This is a genomic window from Nocardia sp. PE-7 (assembly GCF_030486425.1).
GTDB lineage: Bacteria > Actinomycetota > Actinomycetes > Mycobacteriales > Mycobacteriaceae > Nocardia > Nocardia salmonicida_A.
Window position 1 is genome coordinate 3,570,823 of sequence record NZ_CP129614.1, and the last position, 15,547, is coordinate 3,586,369.

Sequence of the window (15,547 nt, forward strand, 5' to 3'; positions counted from 1 at the left end):
AGGAGTCTTCGATGTTCGCCATGGTCTACGACGGTCCAGGAAGTCCGCACCGCCGCGAGGTCCCCGATCCGGTGATCCTCGACAGCACCGACGCCGTCGTCACCGTCGACACCGCCACCATCTGCGGGACCGACCTACACATTCTCCAGGGTGACCTCCCCGAGGTCGAGCGCGGACGGATTCTCGGGCACGAGGCCGTCGGTACCGTTGCCGCCGTCGGCAGCGCTGTGCGCACCCTCCGGGTCGGCGATCGCGTTCTCGTGTCGTGCATCTCCACATGTGGAAGCTGTGCGTCCTGCCGCGAGGCTCGCTACGGGCTGTGCACCGGCGGCGGCGGATGGCTGCTCGGCCACGAAATCGACGGCACCCATGCCGAATCGGTGCGCGTGCCGTTCGCCGATATGTCGACCCACCCGATCCCGCCCGGTATCAGCGACGAGCAGATGCTCATGCTGGCCGACATCCTGCCCACCAGTTACGAAGTCGGCGTCCGCAACGGCAGGGTGCGGCCCGGTGACACGGTTGTCATCGTCGGCGCGGGACCGATCGGCCTGGCCGCGGTCATCACCGCGCAGCTCTACAGCCCGAGCCGCATCATCGTCATCGATCTCGCCGACACCCGATTGGCGGCCGCGCACGAACTCGGCGCCGAGCCGGTGCTCGACAGCCGTCGCGACGATGTGCGCGCCAGGGTCGCCGAGCTCACCGGTGGTCGGGGTGCCGATGTGGCGATGGAGGCAGTCGGTGTACCCGAAACCTTCGAACTGGCCGTCGATCTCGTGCGTCCCGGCGGTCACGTCGCCAATATCGGGGTGCACGGCGCACCCGTCTCGCTCCATCTCGAGAAACTGTGGAGCCGGGATCTGACCATCACCACCGGTCTGGTGGACACCGACTCGATACCGCGCCTGATCGAGTTGATCCGATCCGGGCATCTCGATCCCACCCCGATGATCACCCACCGGTTCGAGATGGGCGAATTCGCCGTCGCCTACGACACTTTCGCGCGTGCCGCGGAAACTGGCGCGTTGAAAGTCACCGTCACCCAGGTGAAGGCAGGACAGCCATGACCACCGCGACGTCGAGTATCACCTTCCGCGAACTCCGCCCCGCCGACCGGGACACGGTGCTCGAACTCCACGCCGACCTCGCGGGAACCGACAGCTATTTCCGGTTCTTCGCACCACCACCCGAGGACCTCGACCGAGTGGTCGGCTCGATCGTGTCGAGCGATCGCACGTGCTGTGCTGTCGGCGCCTTCCTCGACGACAATCTCGTCGGCGTAGCGAATTTCGTCGTCCTCGGCGACGGCGTCAGCGCCGAGCTCGCCATGGTCGTCGCCGCCGGTCGACAACACCACGGCATCGGCACCGACCTGTTCCATCGGCTCGCCGAGCAGGGCCGCGCCCGTGGCCTCGACCGGTTCATCGCCGAGGTGCCGACGAACTCCACAGCCATGCGGCTCATCGTCGAATCCGACCTCCCGATCTCGGCCCACCGCGGCGATGGCGTCATCCGGATCGCATTCCACCTGCGGAAGCGTTCGACCCTGGGCGTCGCACAGTAGACGGCCGGTACTTGTCAGTGCCCGGCCGATTCCGGCCGGGCCTCGTGCCACCAGGCTTCATTCCGGTCGGTCGTGGAACCGTCCGGGTCGTCCTTTCATCGTCCGAGGTCGCGGCGCCCGCACCCGGCCCAGGCGATTCCGGTCGCTCCCGCCGCTACCGCCAGCAGCACCAGGCTCACCAGTGGATCGAAATCCTCCAGCGGGACGAGCGCGATGTAGCGCAAGGGGGAAATGGCGGGGAACCACTCGGGCAGCTCGAACGCTTCGGCAAAGATCAGCGCAACGACTACATAGGTGTAGAACAGCCACGACACCGCACCTGCGTGCTGCGGTACCCAGCCGACGGCGACAGCCGTCACCGCCACGATCACCCACACCGCGGAGACATAACCGAGGGCCGACGCGGCCAGGCGCACGGACTGCAGTGGATCGCCGACAGTGATGCCGTAGGCCAGCCCATCACCCAGCCCTCCGGCCACCAGCACGAGAGCACTGCCGGACATCGCCGTCGCGAGATATCCGGACAGCCATCGCACGCGGCCGACCGGCGCCGCCAGCACCATCTCCGCTCGTCCCGAGTTCTCTTCGGACCGTGCGCGCAGCACACCCGACACCCCGTAGGCAGCAGCCAGCAGCGCGATGATCGACAGCGTGAGCGAGAGATAGGAATCGACCGCATCGTGCGCGGTTCCCGTCAGATAGCCGGCGATCTCGGGGTTGTCGGCGAGGAACTGCTCGATACTGTCGGCGAAGGATCCGTAGGCGGCACCGAGCACGAAAGCCCCGAGACACCAACCGAGTACGGTCGCACGTTGCAGGCGCCACACGAGACCGGCCGGTGAGCCGAGCAGGCGAGATGCCGTCGCGCGACCAGTCCGGTACCCGAACAGCCCGGCACCGAGATCCCGCCGCCGCGACAACGCGAACGCCACCGCGATCAGCACCGCCGACATCGCGACGAACAACAGCAGCGGCCACCACCGATCGTCGACGAAGGGGTACGTGCGCTGGCCCCACCCGATCGGCGAGATCCACGCAACCGCGTCGTTTCCCACATCACCGACCGCACGCAGCACATACGCCGCGGCGACCGACGCGCTGATCGCCCCGTAGACGCTGCGCGGATTCTCGAAGACCTGTGCCGCGACAGTCGTCGCCGCGGCGACGGTGAATCCGAGACCCGCGATCGCTGCCCCGGCCAGGGCCGCACCGACCACGGGTAGCCCGGTCGCCGCCGCGGTGACGAAAACTACCAGCGCCGCACCGAGATTCGCGATCACGGCGACGATGAGGGCCGCCATGACCGACGCCTGAGGTCCCACCCGTGACGACCTGATCAGCTCGGTGCGCCCAGCCTCTTCGTCGGAGCGCGTGTGCCTGCAGATCACGAACATGTTCATCAACGCGACGACGATCGCGAGATAGGCGAAGATCTCGAAGAGCACCTCGCCGCCGACGGTCTCGAGCAATCTCGTCGGTCCGCCCATCGCGACGATCGCGGCGTCGGCGCTCATGGTGGCGCGCAACTGCGCCAGCTTGGCAGGCGAGTCGTAGAAGTTCTGGCTGCTCACCGACTGCAACGCCATCAAGGCGCCGATCCCGAGCGGCCACCACGGCAGCGCGAACCGCTCGCGGCGCAGCGCGAAGCGCGCCAGCGTGCTGACTCCCGCTGTCGGCGAGGAGGCGGTCGCGGTATTCACGCCACACCTGCCGGCACGCCGGACTCGACCGCGTAATGGCGAAGGAAGATGTCCTCGAGGGTCGGCTTGGTACTGGTCATGGCGAGCACACCGAGGTCGGCGAGTGCGCGCAGCACGCCGTCGAAATGCACGGGCTCGACTTCGAAGCGAGCGTGGCTTCCATCTACGGTCAGCCCGCGCACGCCCGCCACGGCAGCGAGCGCGGCGGCGGGCCGATCGGTTTCCACACTGATCGAAGTGGCCTGCAGATGTCGCAGTTCGGCGAGCGAGCCGCTGTCGACGGTGTGGCCGTTGCGGAGGATGCTGACCCGGTCACACAACGCCTCGACCTCGGCGAGTTGATGGCTCGACAGCAGAACCGTGCGGCCTTGCGCCACCAGTTCGCGAACACAGCTCTGGAACTCGGCTTCCTTCAACGGATCCAGGCCCGCGGTCGGTTCGTCGAACAACAACAGTTCCGCGTCCGAGGCCAGTGCGGCGATCAGGGCGACCTTCTGGCGGTTGCCCTTGGAGTAGGCGCGGGCCTTCACCGTCGGGTCGAGTTCGAAGCGGGCGAGTAACTCGGCACGCCGACGCGGGTCGATACCACCGCGCAGCTTCGCGAGCAGATCGATCGTCTCACCACCGGTGAGGCCCGGCCAGAGCGTGACTTCCCCCGGTACACAGGCGAGCCGGGCGTGCACCGCGACCGCGTCTGCCCCGGATCGCGCCCCAGCACCCGTACCGTCCCCACATCGGCGCGAATCAACCCGAGCAGAACGCGAATAGTCGTCGTCTTCCCCGCGCCGTTGGGCCCGAGGAATCCGTGCACCTCGCCGACGCGAACGGTCAGGTCGAGTGCGTCGAGGGCCCGCGTGCGGCCGAAGGATTTCGTCAGCCCGGCAATGGAGATGGCAGCGTCGTCGGTCATCGCTCGATCGTTTCCCGGTCGCGCTACTCGCCGGCAGAGCCGAAAGTCCCAGCCCGTCCCGCTTTGGTCACCGTTGCCGCCGGCGGTGCCATTGGTCCCTTGGTTGCGGGCATGACGGCTCTGATCCGCAGCTGTGCACTCACGCGATGCTGACACCATGACCACCACACCCCGCATCGCCGTTCTGTATGCCACCGCCCAGGGCTCGACCCGCGATATCGCCGAGTTCGTCTGGGACGATCTCGTCGCCCGTGGTGCACGCGCCGAACTGCACGACATCGAACACGCACCCGACCTGTCGGGTCTGGACACCCTTGTCATCGGTAGCGCGATCCACAACATGGATCTGCTGCCCGAGGCCTGCGCTTACCTTCGCAACAACCGGAATACCCTGGCGGACAAGGACATCTGGTTGTTCAGCGTCGGACTCGGCCCCGCGCTGCGCGGACCGATCGGGCGCTGGGTCGGGCGGCAGGTCCCACCCAAGATCGCCGCCGCGATCCGCACGCTGCATCCCCGCGATTACACCCCGTTCGCAGGCCAGTACGAACGCGAGGGCGTCTCGTGGCGCGCCAGGACCATGTACCGAATGCTCGGCGGCGCCCGCTACGGCGACTTGCGCGATTGGCGGGCAGTGCGCGAATGGTCGACCGGGATCGGTGACGCGCTCATGCTGGAACGCGCTCCGGTCACTGTCGTCCATCCCTGATCGCGCTCCCCCGCCGCACCGCACCAGCCAGGAAGGCAACACATGACCGAGCACAGCGAAACCCCGCACCGCGACAGCGCCGCCGCGGTAGTCGTCGGAGCCGACGGCTCGCCCGGATCGATAGCCGCGGTGCGCTGGGCCGCCCGCACCGCCGCCGATCGCGGGCGGGCGCTGCACATCGTGCACTGCACCGGGCCGATCCCGCAGGGAACTCCGCGTAGCGCCTACGACGCGTTCATCTTCGCCACTATGCAAGATCTCCAGCACGCTGCCGAGAAGGTGATCGCCATCGCCGACTGCGACGCGCGAGAGGCCGCACCCGAGGTCACCGTGACCACCGAGCTCACCCACGCCAACCCCGCCCGTGCTCTCATCGCGGCATCGGCGCAGGCGAACCTGGTCGTGGTCGGGGCGGCGGCGCGGGCAGGCTCTATCGCGCACCTGGGTTCGACACTGCTCGCGGTGGCATCGCACGCGCACGGGGCCGTGGTAGTCGTGCGTGGGCCCGACCCGAACCGGCTGACCGGGCCGGTGGTCGTGGGTGTCGACGGCAGCAGTGTCGGGGAACCCGCCATCGGCGCCGCGTTCGCCGAAGCCTCGCTACGCGGCGCCGAACTGGTCGCCGTGCACGCATGGAGTGACCTCTCGGGCGGCGAGTTCGGCGGCTCCAGTTATCTGTCGCTGCCGATCGCCGCCTTCGAGACCGCCGAGGCTGCCCTGCTGGCCGAACGGCTGGCCGGTTGGAGCGAGCAGTTTCCCGATGTCACGGTACGGCGTGAAGTCGAGGTCTTCGGGGCCCGCGAACGGCTGGCCGAATGGTCGAAGACCGCACAGCTCGTGGTCGTCGGCAGTCGGGGCCGAGGTGGATTCCGTGGCTTGCTCCTCGGTTCGACCAGCAACTGGCTGGTGCAGCACGCCGAATGCCCTGTGATGGTCGTGCACCAGGACTGAGACGCCGATAGGTTTCGTCCGCCGCGCCGAATTGCGTCGGTGGGCAGGCCATCCGGGCACACCGTAAGGTGTTCCGCCCGGCGCGCTGATCTCGGAGTCCGAGCTCGCCCGGGTCGGGGGGCTCGGAGGAAACGACACCGGGACGCTCTGCCCGACCACGCACGCCTGGCCGTTCTCACCGCCACCGGCGAGACGCCCGCGACCTGGCTGCGTACACCGGCGAGGCGCTCGCGGCGGTCGGCTCCGGCACCGACGAGGATCGCCGGTGTGGGTCTACACGCCGACGATCCGTCACTTCGCCACAGTGAATCCCCTGGTTGCCCCTAGGTCAGAGCGGGCGCCCAGCGATCCGGTCCGAAGACCTCGTAGTGGATGTTCTCGGACGCGATGCCTTTGTCCAGCAGTGTCTCTCGCACGGCAAGCATGAAAGGCAGTGGCCCGCACAGGTATGCGCGAGTGCCGTCCGCGATGGTGATCTCACCGAGGTCGGCGCGGCCTTCCCGGAGTCCGGTCTCGGGCTGCCGGGCGCCGAGATCCTCGTACCAGCGGTGCATGACAGCGAACGGCAGCCGGTCGACGAGCTCGGCCAGTTCGGCGCGATGGGCATGGCTGCTCGGCGCGCGATCGGCGTGGATCACCGAGATCGGGCGTGGGTCGGCGGTCTCCGCGAGGTGGCCGAGCATGCCCATCATCGGGGTGCATCCGATGCCCGCGGAGATCAGCAGCAGCGGTGCGTCGTCGTCGTGGAGCACGAGATCGCCGAACGGGGTGGTCACGTCGAGCACATCGCCTTCGAAGGTGTTGCGGTACAGGAAGTTCGACACTTCGCCGGCCGGAGTGGTCGAACCGTCCGACTGAACACGGGCATCGACCCGCTTGACGGTGACGCGCCAGTCCCCGCCCGACGGTGCCGAGGACAGGCTGTATTGGCGGATCTGGCGCGCGCCGTCTTCGAGGTGAACGCCCACGGAGAGGTACTGCCCCGGCGAGAAGGACGGTAAGGCAGCGCCGTCGAGCGAACCGAGGACAAAGGAGACGGCGTCGTCGGATTCCTGACGCCGCTCGCGCACCCGCACCTGTCGCCAGACGTCACCGTCGACGACACCCACCCGCTGGTAAAGCCCCCGCTCCATCGCGATCAGCGTCTCGGCCATCAGCCAGTACAGCTCGTCCCAGGCTGCGGCGACCTCGGCGGTGACGGCGTCGCCGAGCACCTCGACGATCGCCTCGAAGAGGTACTTGTGCACGATCTGGTACTGCGCGGGCCGAATTCCCAAGGAGGCGTGCTTGTTCGCGATCCGCGACAGGATCAGATCGACCCGTGCCTGATCCGGTTCGAGTTGCAGCGCGGCGAAGGCGGCGATCGCGCCGGCGAGCGCCTTCTGCTGGTCGCCCTGCCGCTGGTTGCCGCGGTTGAACAGGTCACGTTCGAGTTCGGGCTGGGCAGCGAACATCTTGCGGTAGAAGAGGGTGGTTATCTCGCCGATGGCGGCACCGACGGCGGGCAGAGTGGCGCGCAGGGTTTCCTTCGTGGTGGCTGAGAGCATGTCATTCTCCATTCATCGCGGCGATCTCGTCACTGGCGCCGCCTACCCGAGGTAGGGCGAGCAGCACTGTGCGCGTGGGGTTTCGGGTGAGGTCTTCGATGGTGAGGGTGTCCAGGGACGCGAAGAAGGCCTGCTGGGCGCTGCGCAGCGCCGACCGCAGCAGGCAGCCGGTCCGTAGCGGGCACGGGTTCGTTCCCTCGCATTCGACGACTTCGCCTTCGCCTTCGAGGCGCCGCACCAGCCAGCCGACCGAGGCGTCGCGCCCGAGGTCGGTGATGGCCAAGCCACCGCTGCGTCCGCGGCGGGCGTCCACCACGCCGAGTTCTGCCAGCCGGGTGATCACTTTCGCGACGTGGGCGTAGGACACCGCCAGCTCATCGGCGATCTCGCGGCTGCCTGGACGATCACCGTTGCCGACCACCGCGAGTCGCATGACGACGCGAAGTCCGAGGTCGGTGAACCGGGTGAGCTGCATGACCTGAACGTACGATAATTCGTATTTCAAATGCCAATTATGTGAGCCGGATAACCGGTGAGTTCACAGCCGGGCGCGTACCACGATCGTCGGGATCTCCACCGAGTGCAGCAGGGCGTTGCTCGTGGAACCGAGCAACATGCTCGAGAACCCGCCTCTGCCATGGCTGCCGACCACCAGCAGCTGCGCCGACGCCGATTCGTCGACCAGCGTGCGGACCGGGCGATTGGCGACCACGATCCGTCGCACGGGTACGTCCGGATACTGCTCGGCGTGACCGGCCAGCGCCTCGGCGAGATCGGCCTCGGCCGATTGCCTGCCCATCTCCCAACCGAATGCGGGGAGGTCGAGCTCGCTGGCGTCGCTGAACGCGTGTACCGCGACCAGCTCCACCTTGCGACGTGACGCCTCGTCGAAGGCGACCTCGATCGCGGGCACGCTGTTGGGGCTGCAATCCACCCCGACCAGCACCGGCTGCCCCGCCGAGACCGGATCGATCGCGGCGATGCCGTGGATCACCGCCACCGGGCAATGCGCGTGCTGGGCGGCCGCGCGGCTGACCGAGCCGAGCAGTCCGCGCTGGAACGCGCCGAGCCCACGGCTGCCGACCACCAGCATCCGCGCCGATCGCGAACGTTCGATCAGCAGCGGGGCGGCCAACTCGAAACTGACCTCGGTGGTGATCGCGAGGTCTTCGTCGGGCACAGCGGCGCGGGCCACCCGTTCGGCTTCCCCGACGACCCGTTCGGCGTCGACGCGCAGCCACTCGAGGTCGGCCTCGCCCAGTGACATGCCCGGGCCGAACCCGGTCTGTATCGCGCCCGAGGTGAGGATGTGCAGTGGCAGGTGATGCAGGGTGGCTTCGGCCGCTGCCCACGCCGCGGCCTGGTAGGAGTTCGCCGAACCGTCGACAGCGGCGAGCACCGACCCGCGTCCGCTCGTCCCCTGCTTGTTGTCGGTCATCGTCGATCCTCTCGTCGTCGCGACTGTGGGCCGGTCGCGGTCTCGGATTCAAGGATCGTCCGGTTCAGCGCACGGCATCAGGGGACAAGGTCATCGCGGAGCCGGGCCTATCGGCCCCGGATCGGGACTCGGGTCCCTGTCCCGCAGGACCTTCGGCCCTGCCGGTGGCCGGCCCACACGCGCGAGGCTTTACCCATGATGTCCACCTATCTGCGACGGTTCGACCCTCGTCGATCCGTCCTGTGCCTGATCACCGGCATCCTGGCGACGTGGGCGTTCGCAGGGTCGTCGGCCCTCATCACCGGGGCGCTGACACTGGGGCCGACAGCCGAGAGCCGGCTGCCCTGGCAGAGCCCGATCCTGGCCGGGGTGATGCTGGCCCTCGTGGTCGGGCTGCCGATGACGGTCGTCGCGGTCACCGCCGCCCACGCAGACCGCAACCTCTCACAGACGGCGATGGTCGCCGCCTGCGCGCTGATCGGCTGGATCCTGTTGCAGCTGTTGATATTACGGGAACTCAGCTGGCTACAGCCGGTGTGCGTGATCCTGGCCGTCGCTGTCGCCACCCTCGGCGCTCCGCCACTCACCCATCGCACTCCACGTCACCATTGAAGACTCACCGATGAAAGGGAACGGCGTGCGCGCACTCATCGTCTATGAATCCATGTTCGGCAATACCGCCGCGGTGGCCGAAGCCATCGCCGACGGTCTTCGCCCCGACTACGAGGTGCAGCTGTGCCCGGTCGCCGACGCGGTGAATCGTCCAGCAACGCAGGTGGATCTGCTCGTCGTCGGCGGGCCCACCCACGCCTTCGGGCTCAGCCGCGCCACGACCCGCCAGGACGCGGCTACTCGGACAACGGCCCCGATCGAGACCGAGGTCGGCGTTCGCGAGTGGCTCGACGCCGCCCTGCCTGTTTCGTCATCGTGCCCAGCCGCCGCGTTCGGCACCAAGGTCGCTCATCCCCCGTGGCTGCCGGGTTCGGCGGCGAAAGGCATCGGCAAACGGCTGCGGAACCTGGGCTACCGGCTCGCCGTCGCACCCACCGACTTCTATGTCACCGCCATGACCGGCCCTTTGACATCGGGAGAGCGCGAGCGGGCGACCGCGTGGGCCACAAAGCTGGCCGCCACCCGGCCCGAGCTACCGAAGGCAACGCGGTGATCGTGGTGCCGCTCGAGCAATACAGTGATCTATCGGCCGCCGAAGCAGCGGATGATGGGAACAAGGTCCCACACCGACGCGAGAAAGAGTCACCGATGATCAAGGTGTTCCTGGTCGACGACCACGAAATCGTCCGACGCGGCGTCAGCGACCTGATCGCCCTCGAACCCGACCTCGAGGTGATCGGGGAGGCAGGATCGTGCTCGCACGCACTCGCGCGGATCCCCGCACTGCGCCCCGATGTGGTGGTGCTCGACGTCCGACTACCCGACGGCAACGGCATCGAACTATGCCGTGAGCTGCTCTCGGCAGAGCCCGACCTGCGCTGTTTGATCCTTACCTCATTCACCGACGAACAGGCCATGCTCGACGCCATCCTCGCGGGCGCGAGCGGCTATGTCGTCAAGGACATACGGAGCCTGGAGCTGATCAGCGCCGTACGCGAGGTCGGCGAGGGCAAGTCACTGCTCGACAACCGCGCCGCCGCCGCCCTGATGGCCAAGCTCCGCTCGGAGGCCGCCGAGAAGACCGGTCCACTGGCCACGCTGACCGAGCAGGAACGCACGCTGCTGTCGCTGCTGGGTGAGGGCCTGACGAACCGCCAGATCGCCGCACGCATGTTCCTCGCCGAGAAGACCGTCAAGAACTACGTCTCCAGATTGCTGACGAAACTGGGTGTCGAGCGCCGGACCCAGGCCGCGGTGATGGCGGCCGACCTGCGCCGTGAACAGCGCGAATGACAATCCTCGCCATCCACGTCGGCGTGGAAGAATGCACCCTATGGACAACGCGTCGGGGGCAAGTGGTCGGCTTCCGGTGACCGAGACCCTGTCCCAGCTGCGATTGCGAGAACTACTCGCCGAGGTACAGGACCGGATCACCCAGATCGTCGACGTCCGTGACCGGATGGACCGGCTGATGGAAGCCATGCTCGTGGTCACCGCGGGCTTGGATCTGGACAACACCTTGCGCACCATCGTGCACTCCGCGATCGAACTCGTCGATGCCGGCTACGGCGCGCTCGGCGTCCGAGAAACCGACAAGGCGAGCAATCAGCTCTCCGAATTCGTCTACGAGGGGATCGACGATCGCACCCGGGTACTCATCGGCGACCTGCCCCGGGGCCACGGCGTGCTCGGCGTACTCATCGCGGACCCGAAACCCATTCGGCTGTCCAATCTTTCCGATCACCCATCGTCAGTCGGCTTCCCCGCCAACCATCCGCCGATGCGGACGTTCCTCGGTGTGCCGGTCAAGGTCCGCGACGAGGTCTTCGGCAACCTGTATCTGACCGAGAAAGCTGGCGGTCTGGAATTCACCGAAGACGACGAAGTGGTGGTGCAAGCACTCGCCGCCGCGGCGGGAATCGCGATCGAGAACGCCCGCCTCTACGAGGAATCGCGCGTTCGCCAACAATGGCTCGAGGCCATCCGCGACGTGGCCACCGAACTGCTGGCCGGTAGCCCGACCGATGACGTACTCGAACTCGTCGCTGAACGCGGACATGCACTCACCGGTTCGGCCTGCACGTTTCTCGCACTGCCCGAAGACCCCGATGTCCCCGAGGACGAACTCACCGAACTCGTGGTGGTCGCCGCCGCCGGTGTCGACGCCGACAGCCTGATCGGCAAGCGCATCCCCCTCGAGGATTCGCACTCGGCCGAGGCATTCCGGTCTGGGCGCACCGTCGCCGCCGATACCCCCGCCCACAATCCGATCTTCGGCTCGGTCGAGAAGTTCGGGCCGGTCCTCACCCTTCCTCTGCGCGCGAACGGCTCGGTCACCGGCGTCTTGACCTCGGTTTTTCCGGTCGGTGCCGCGCAGCTCAGCGCGATGGACCAGACGCTGATGACCACTTACGCCGACCAGGCGGCCGTAGCGCTCCAACTAGCCGACACCCAACGCCGAATGCGTGAACTCGACGTCTACGCCGACCGCGACCGGATCGCCCGCGGACTGCATGATCACGTCATCCAACGACTCTTCGCCGTCGGGCTGTCGCTGCAGGGCACGATGCAGCGGGCCAGATCGACCGAAGTGCGCGGCCGTCTCGACGAGACCATCGACGACATCCAGGCCATCGTTCAGGACATTCGTTTCTCGATCTTCGACCTTCAGAGCAACACCGCCACCGACTCCTCGACCTACCGAAAACGCCTGCACGACATCATCACCGATATGACCGACGAGACGGGCCTGCGCACCACCGTGCGGCTGGCCGGACCGGTCACGGTACTCGAACCGCCACTGTCCGACCACGTCGAAGCCGTCTTACGCGAGGCCGTCAGTAACGTCGTGCGACACGCGAAGGCGAGCACCGTCGGGGTGGAACTCATTGTGCGCGATGAGGTCTCGATCGAGGTCACCGACGACGGGACCGGCATCGATCTCGAGACCACCCGCCGCAGCGGCCTGGCCAATCTGGCCGCGCGCGCCGCCGAGATGGGCGGCACGTTCACCATCGAACCCCAGACGCAGGGCGGCACCAAGATGCGCTGGACAGCACCGCTGGACTGAGCCGCTCAATCGTTGTCGTGCACGTCCGCCATCACCCTCGCATCGCGCAACGATCGCCAGTAGGCCGTCGGCAGTTCCGCCGAATACCGGGTGGTCCGGTCGATTTCGCGTTGCAGCAACAGTCCGTAGGTGAACGTCGACTCCCCCGCGTTCTCCGCTTCCCTGGTGATCTGGATCAGGTGATGTTTGGCCACCACCGCGTCCTGGTGTTCGCCGAGCAGGTCCTGCACAACACGCAAGCCGTCGCATGCCTGCGCGGTACGCGACGGATCGAGATCGCGGACACTGTCGAGGTAGTAGCGCGTGCGCCGGATCGCTTTGCGCAGTGCGTGGATTGCTGCGTCACGGGCGTCCTCCTCCCCCGCGGACTCGACCGCCCGCATACGCGATCTGACCCGATCGAGCAACGCGCTCAGCACCACCGCATTGTCGACATCGTCGACCCCCACCACGATGCCGCCGAGCAACAACCGCTCTTCGGCCATCAGGTCCTCGATCATGGCGGGAAACCGGGGCGAGCCGAGCAGGTCGCGTGCGGCCAGCCATGCCAATCTGGTTCGCTCCCCGAAGTATTCGGTGATTCTCGCGCGCACGGGTCCGCGAACATAGCGCGGACGCAGCACATCTACAGCGGCGTGCAGTCGCGCCGACTGTGTCCGCAGTTCGTGGGCCGCGCCGACGCTGATGCCGAACCAGCGCAGTTCCTCGATCAGTCTGTGCACCTCCGGCTCGGCGTGAACGGTTTTCCGGTGCGCACTCAGAGCGCTGCGGGCACGCCTGGACGCGATCACCATGGTGGGAACCGAGTCCAGATCGTCGTGCGTCTCGACAGTGATCTGACCATCCAGGATCGTCTCGCGCTGGGTGTGCAGGTATTCGGCCAACAGTGTGCTCGCCGACGCGGGACCGATCGACGTGCGGGCGTCGACGTTGCTGGGGATTTCGGCTTTCATCGCAAACCTGCCTCGGTGAGTGGGTGAACGGGTCCTATGTCCACCCTGCGCGCGACGGCGCCGCCGGCCCAGGGTCGTTCGCCCCCGCCGGTCCCCGATCCGGGTGTTCTCGACGACGACCTAGTGCCCCTCGGCACGGGCCATCCGACCCTGCTGTGCTCCGAGGACCCCGGCGCACAGTGGAGGAAACAGAAAGGCGACATCATGTTCACTCCTGGGAACCCGAATCAGCCGGTCGTCGTCGGCGTCGACGGCTCGCAACAGTCCCTCGTCGCCCTGCGCTGGGCTGCCGAGTACGCCGCGCACCGCCGTGCCCCGCTGCAGATCGTCTATGCCATCGATGTCCCCGTCGACTACGGGCCGGGCCTGGTCGGGCCCCTCTTCGATGCCGAACAGCTACGCATTCACGGTGAATCCATCGTCGCCGCTGCTGCGGTAGCGGCGGAGAAGATCCCCGGAACCGCCGTCTCCACCGCCGCGGTGTCCGGTTCCCCGGTTGCCGTGCTGCGCGACCTCAGTAGGTCGGCTCGGCTCGTTGTCGTCGGCAGCCGTGGACTCGGCGCATTCCGCCGCACGCTGCTCGGCTCGGTGAGCACCTCGCTCGCCCGCCACGCCGAATGCCCGGTGGCGGTAATTCCGGAAACTGTGTCCGACACCGGCGCGGTGGTGGTCGGTGTCGACGGTTCCGCCTGTAGTGCCGACGCCATCGCGATCGCTTTCGACGAGGCCTCCCACCGCAGTGCTCGTTTGGTGGCGGTCCATACCTGGTCCGAGTTCTACCGCTACGAGACGCGCACGACCATGCAGACCGAAGCCGAAGCGGTGCTGTCGGAAAGCCTGGCCGGATACGCCGAGAAGTACCCCGAGGTGTCGGTCGAGCGCGTGGTCGCGGAGCAGTCGCCCGCCAAGGCGATCCTCCTCGCCGCGGCCACCGCACAGCTCATCGTCGTCGGCAGCCACGGCCGCCGGGGATTCGCTGGCATGACTCTGGGTTCCGTCGCCCAGGCGGTACTGCACGGCGCCGAATGCCCGCTCATCATCACCAGGCCCGCCATCGGGAATTGAGACCGACACCATGACCGCACTCACCACCCGCCCAGTCGTCGTGGGGGTCGACGGGTCCGCATCGGCATCGAGCGCGGTCCGTTGGGCTGCGCGCACCGCGATGTTGCGCGGCGCGCCACTGCACGCCGTCCACGCGATGAGTTCGGGTTGGGACCTGGGCGACCATCTGGGCGTGTTCACCCTGCACCACCAGGGATTCCGCGATGCGGGCGAAGAAGCGTTGGCCGCGGCGAGAGCGGTCGCGCACGCCGAGACGGCACCGTATCCGCTGACGGTGCGGACCTCACTGGTCAGCCCGTCGCCGATTTCGACGTTGCGCCGCTACGCACGCCACGCCCAGCTTCTGGTCGTCGGCGCGCGCGGGCTCGGCGTATTCGAGCGCACCCTGCTCGGTTCTGTCAGTGGTGCGCTGGCCCGCCGACCGCGCTGCCCCTTGGCCGTCATCCCAGGCCCCCAACCGCCCGAGTTACGACACCTGCCGGTGTTGGTCGGCGTGGACGGCTCGCCCGCGAGCCGCCGCGCTGTCGAGTTCGCGATCGGCGAGGCATCTCGCCGCGGCGTCGGGCTCGTCGCGATCTCACTATGGAACGATCCGCGCCCCGAAACTCGCGCACCCGAGACCGCGCACCGCCTGCTGACGGAAAGCCTGGCGCGCTACAGGGAGGAATATCCCGACGTCGATGTCACCCGGCTCGTCGCTCACGGCGAGCCCGCACACCGATTGGTGCGAGAATCCGCCGGAGCACAGCTGATAGTCCTCGGCAGTCACCGCAGTGGTTTCACCCGAGCCACGCGCAGGTCGGTCAGCGGCGCGGTCCTCGGCGCCGCGAAGGTTCCGGTCGTCATCGTCGGTCAGCAGTCTCGGCACAGGCCGTCCCACCGACCAGCAGACATTCCGGCGCGATCATCGGAGGGGGCTGTTGCTGTTCGGCGCACGAGTAGGCCACCGTCGTAGCATTTCGGCCGACATTGCGTTGTTCGCGATGGCGGCGACAGTCACCGAGATCTCCCGTCGGCGCTTGTCC

15 protein-coding genes and 1 pseudogene are annotated in these 15,547 nt (G+C 67.6%); 10 read left to right on the forward strand and 6 right to left on the reverse strand.

Annotated elements, in window-relative coordinates; translation table 11 throughout:
- Nucleotides 1-11 precede the first annotated feature (11 nt).
- Complete coding sequence (locus tag QX204_RS16840) at nt 12-1,070, forward strand: zinc-binding dehydrogenase (protein WP_301907822.1); 1,059 nt, start codon at nt 12-14, stop codon at nt 1,068-1,070.
- Complete coding sequence (locus QX204_RS16845) at nt 1,067-1,567, forward strand: GNAT family N-acetyltransferase (protein WP_301907823.1); 501 nt, start codon at nt 1,067-1,069, stop codon at nt 1,565-1,567. The genes QX204_RS16840 and QX204_RS16845 overlap by 4 nt, the downstream gene beginning before the upstream one ends.
- 95 nt (nt 1,568-1,662) lie before the next feature.
- Here the strand turns inward: QX204_RS16845 and QX204_RS16850 are convergent, their stop codons facing one another.
- Together QX204_RS16850 and QX204_RS16855 are read right to left on the reverse strand one after the other, a co-directional pair.
- Nucleotides 1,663-3,267 carry an ABC transporter permease gene (locus QX204_RS16850; RefSeq protein ID WP_301907824.1) on the reverse strand — a complete coding sequence of 535 codons (1,605 nt, stop codon included), beginning with the start codon at nt 3,265-3,267 and terminating at the stop codon, nt 1,663-1,665.
- Nucleotides 3,264-4,177 (reverse strand): annotated as a pseudogene (locus tag QX204_RS16855) (ATP-binding cassette domain-containing protein). The gene QX204_RS16850 and the pseudogene QX204_RS16855 overlap by 4 nt, the downstream one beginning before the upstream one ends.
- Before the next feature lie 157 nt (nt 4,178-4,334).
- Here QX204_RS16855 and QX204_RS16865 point away from each other — a divergent pair.
- Complete coding sequence (locus QX204_RS16865) at nt 4,335-4,886, forward strand: flavodoxin domain-containing protein (RefSeq protein WP_301907825.1); 552 nt, start codon at nt 4,335-4,337, stop codon at nt 4,884-4,886.
- A gap of 42 nt (nt 4,887-4,928) precedes the next feature.
- Entirely contained in the window at nt 4,929-5,837 is a 909-nt protein-coding gene (locus tag QX204_RS16870) for a universal stress protein (protein ID WP_301907826.1), read from the forward strand.
- A gap of 323 nt (nt 5,838-6,160) precedes the next feature.
- On the opposite strand, the gene QX204_RS16875 is transcribed toward QX204_RS16870, so the two are convergent.
- From QX204_RS16875 to QX204_RS16885, 3 genes are all read right to left on the reverse strand, one after another.
- Nucleotides 6,161-7,384, reverse strand: coding sequence for a globin domain-containing protein (locus QX204_RS16875; RefSeq protein WP_301907827.1), 1,224 nt, complete (start codon nt 7,382-7,384; stop codon nt 6,161-6,163).
- Between the two features lies 1 nt (nt 7,385).
- Nucleotides 7,386-7,859, reverse strand: coding sequence for an RrF2 family transcriptional regulator (locus QX204_RS16880; RefSeq protein WP_301907828.1), 474 nt, complete (start codon nt 7,857-7,859; stop codon nt 7,386-7,388).
- Between the two features lie 63 nt (nt 7,860-7,922).
- Entirely contained in the window at nt 7,923-8,822 is a 900-nt protein-coding gene (locus QX204_RS16885) for a universal stress protein (protein ID WP_301907829.1), read from the reverse strand.
- Nucleotides 8,823-9,017: 195 nt separating this feature from the next.
- Between QX204_RS16885 and QX204_RS16890 the strand changes: the two genes are divergently transcribed.
- The 4 genes from QX204_RS16890 (at nt 9,018) to QX204_RS16905 (ending at nt 12,504) form a co-directional block, all read left to right on the forward strand.
- Nucleotides 9,018-9,434 (forward strand): hypothetical protein, encoded by a 417-nt coding sequence (locus tag QX204_RS16890; protein ID WP_301907830.1) that lies wholly within the window; start codon nt 9,018-9,020, stop codon nt 9,432-9,434.
- Nucleotides 9,435-9,444: 10 nt separating this feature from the next.
- Entirely contained in the window at nt 9,445-9,987 is a 543-nt protein-coding gene (locus tag QX204_RS16895) for a flavodoxin family protein (protein WP_301907831.1), read from the forward strand.
- 95 nt (nt 9,988-10,082) lie between these two features.
- Nucleotides 10,083-10,727 carry a response regulator gene (locus tag QX204_RS16900; RefSeq protein WP_301907832.1) on the forward strand — a complete coding sequence of 215 codons (645 nt, stop codon included), beginning with the start codon at nt 10,083-10,085 and terminating at the stop codon, nt 10,725-10,727.
- 40 nt (nt 10,728-10,767) lie between these two features.
- Nucleotides 10,768-12,504, forward strand: coding sequence for a sensor histidine kinase (locus tag QX204_RS16905; protein ID WP_301907833.1), 1,737 nt, complete (start codon nt 10,768-10,770; stop codon nt 12,502-12,504).
- Between the two features lie 5 nt (nt 12,505-12,509).
- Here QX204_RS16905 and QX204_RS16910 read toward each other — a convergent pair whose 3' ends face one another.
- Nucleotides 12,510-13,457, reverse strand: a complete 948-nt coding sequence (locus tag QX204_RS16910; RefSeq protein ID WP_301907834.1) for a CHAD domain-containing protein — start codon at nt 13,455-13,457, stop codon at nt 12,510-12,512.
- Nucleotides 13,458-13,661: 204 nt separating this feature from the next.
- Here QX204_RS16910 and QX204_RS16915 point away from each other — a divergent pair, with 204 nt between their 5' ends.
- Both QX204_RS16915 and QX204_RS16920 read left to right on the forward strand, forming a co-directional pair.
- Nucleotides 13,662-14,522, forward strand: a complete 861-nt coding sequence (locus QX204_RS16915; protein WP_301907835.1) for a universal stress protein — start codon at nt 13,662-13,664, stop codon at nt 14,520-14,522.
- Between the two features lie 10 nt (nt 14,523-14,532).
- Nucleotides 14,533-15,477 carry a universal stress protein gene (locus QX204_RS16920; protein ID WP_301907836.1) on the forward strand — a complete coding sequence of 315 codons (945 nt, stop codon included), beginning with the start codon at nt 14,533-14,535 and terminating at the stop codon, nt 15,475-15,477.
- Nucleotides 15,478-15,547 lie beyond the last annotated feature (70 nt).

Excerpts from the sequence above, each read along its gene's own strand:
- QX204_RS16840 (WP_301907822.1), top strand. The coding sequence starts at position 12 with ATGTTCGCCATGGTCTACGACGGTCCAGGAAGTCCGCACCGCCGCGAG.
- QX204_RS16845 (WP_301907823.1), top strand. The coding sequence starts at position 1,067 with ATGACCACCGCGACGTCGAGTATCACCTTCCGCGAACTCCGCCCCGCC.
- QX204_RS16865 (WP_301907825.1), top strand. The coding sequence starts at position 4,335 with ATGACCACCACACCCCGCATCGCCGTTCTGTATGCCACCGCCCAGGGC.
- QX204_RS16870 (WP_301907826.1), top strand. The coding sequence starts at position 4,929 with ATGACCGAGCACAGCGAAACCCCGCACCGCGACAGCGCCGCCGCGGTA.
- QX204_RS16875 (WP_301907827.1), bottom strand. The coding sequence starts at position 7,384 with ATGCTCTCAGCCACCACGAAGGAAACCCTGCGCGCCACTCTGCCCGCC.
- QX204_RS16880 (WP_301907828.1), bottom strand. The coding sequence starts at position 7,859 with ATGCAGCTCACCCGGTTCACCGACCTCGGACTTCGCGTCGTCATGCGA.
- QX204_RS16885 (WP_301907829.1), bottom strand. The coding sequence starts at position 8,822 with ATGACCGACAACAAGCAGGGGACGAGCGGACGCGGGTCGGTGCTCGCC.
- QX204_RS16890 (WP_301907830.1), top strand. The coding sequence starts at position 9,018 with ATGATGTCCACCTATCTGCGACGGTTCGACCCTCGTCGATCCGTCCTG.
- QX204_RS16895 (WP_301907831.1), top strand. The coding sequence starts at position 9,445 with ATGAAAGGGAACGGCGTGCGCGCACTCATCGTCTATGAATCCATGTTC.
- QX204_RS16900 (WP_301907832.1), top strand. The coding sequence starts at position 10,083 with ATGATCAAGGTGTTCCTGGTCGACGACCACGAAATCGTCCGACGCGGC.
- QX204_RS16905 (WP_301907833.1), top strand. The coding sequence starts at position 10,768 with ATGGACAACGCGTCGGGGGCAAGTGGTCGGCTTCCGGTGACCGAGACC.
- QX204_RS16910 (WP_301907834.1), bottom strand. The coding sequence starts at position 13,457 with ATGAAAGCCGAAATCCCCAGCAACGTCGACGCCCGCACGTCGATCGGT.
- QX204_RS16915 (WP_301907835.1), top strand. The coding sequence starts at position 13,662 with ATGTTCACTCCTGGGAACCCGAATCAGCCGGTCGTCGTCGGCGTCGAC.
- QX204_RS16920 (WP_301907836.1), top strand. The coding sequence starts at position 14,533 with ATGACCGCACTCACCACCCGCCCAGTCGTCGTGGGGGTCGACGGGTCC.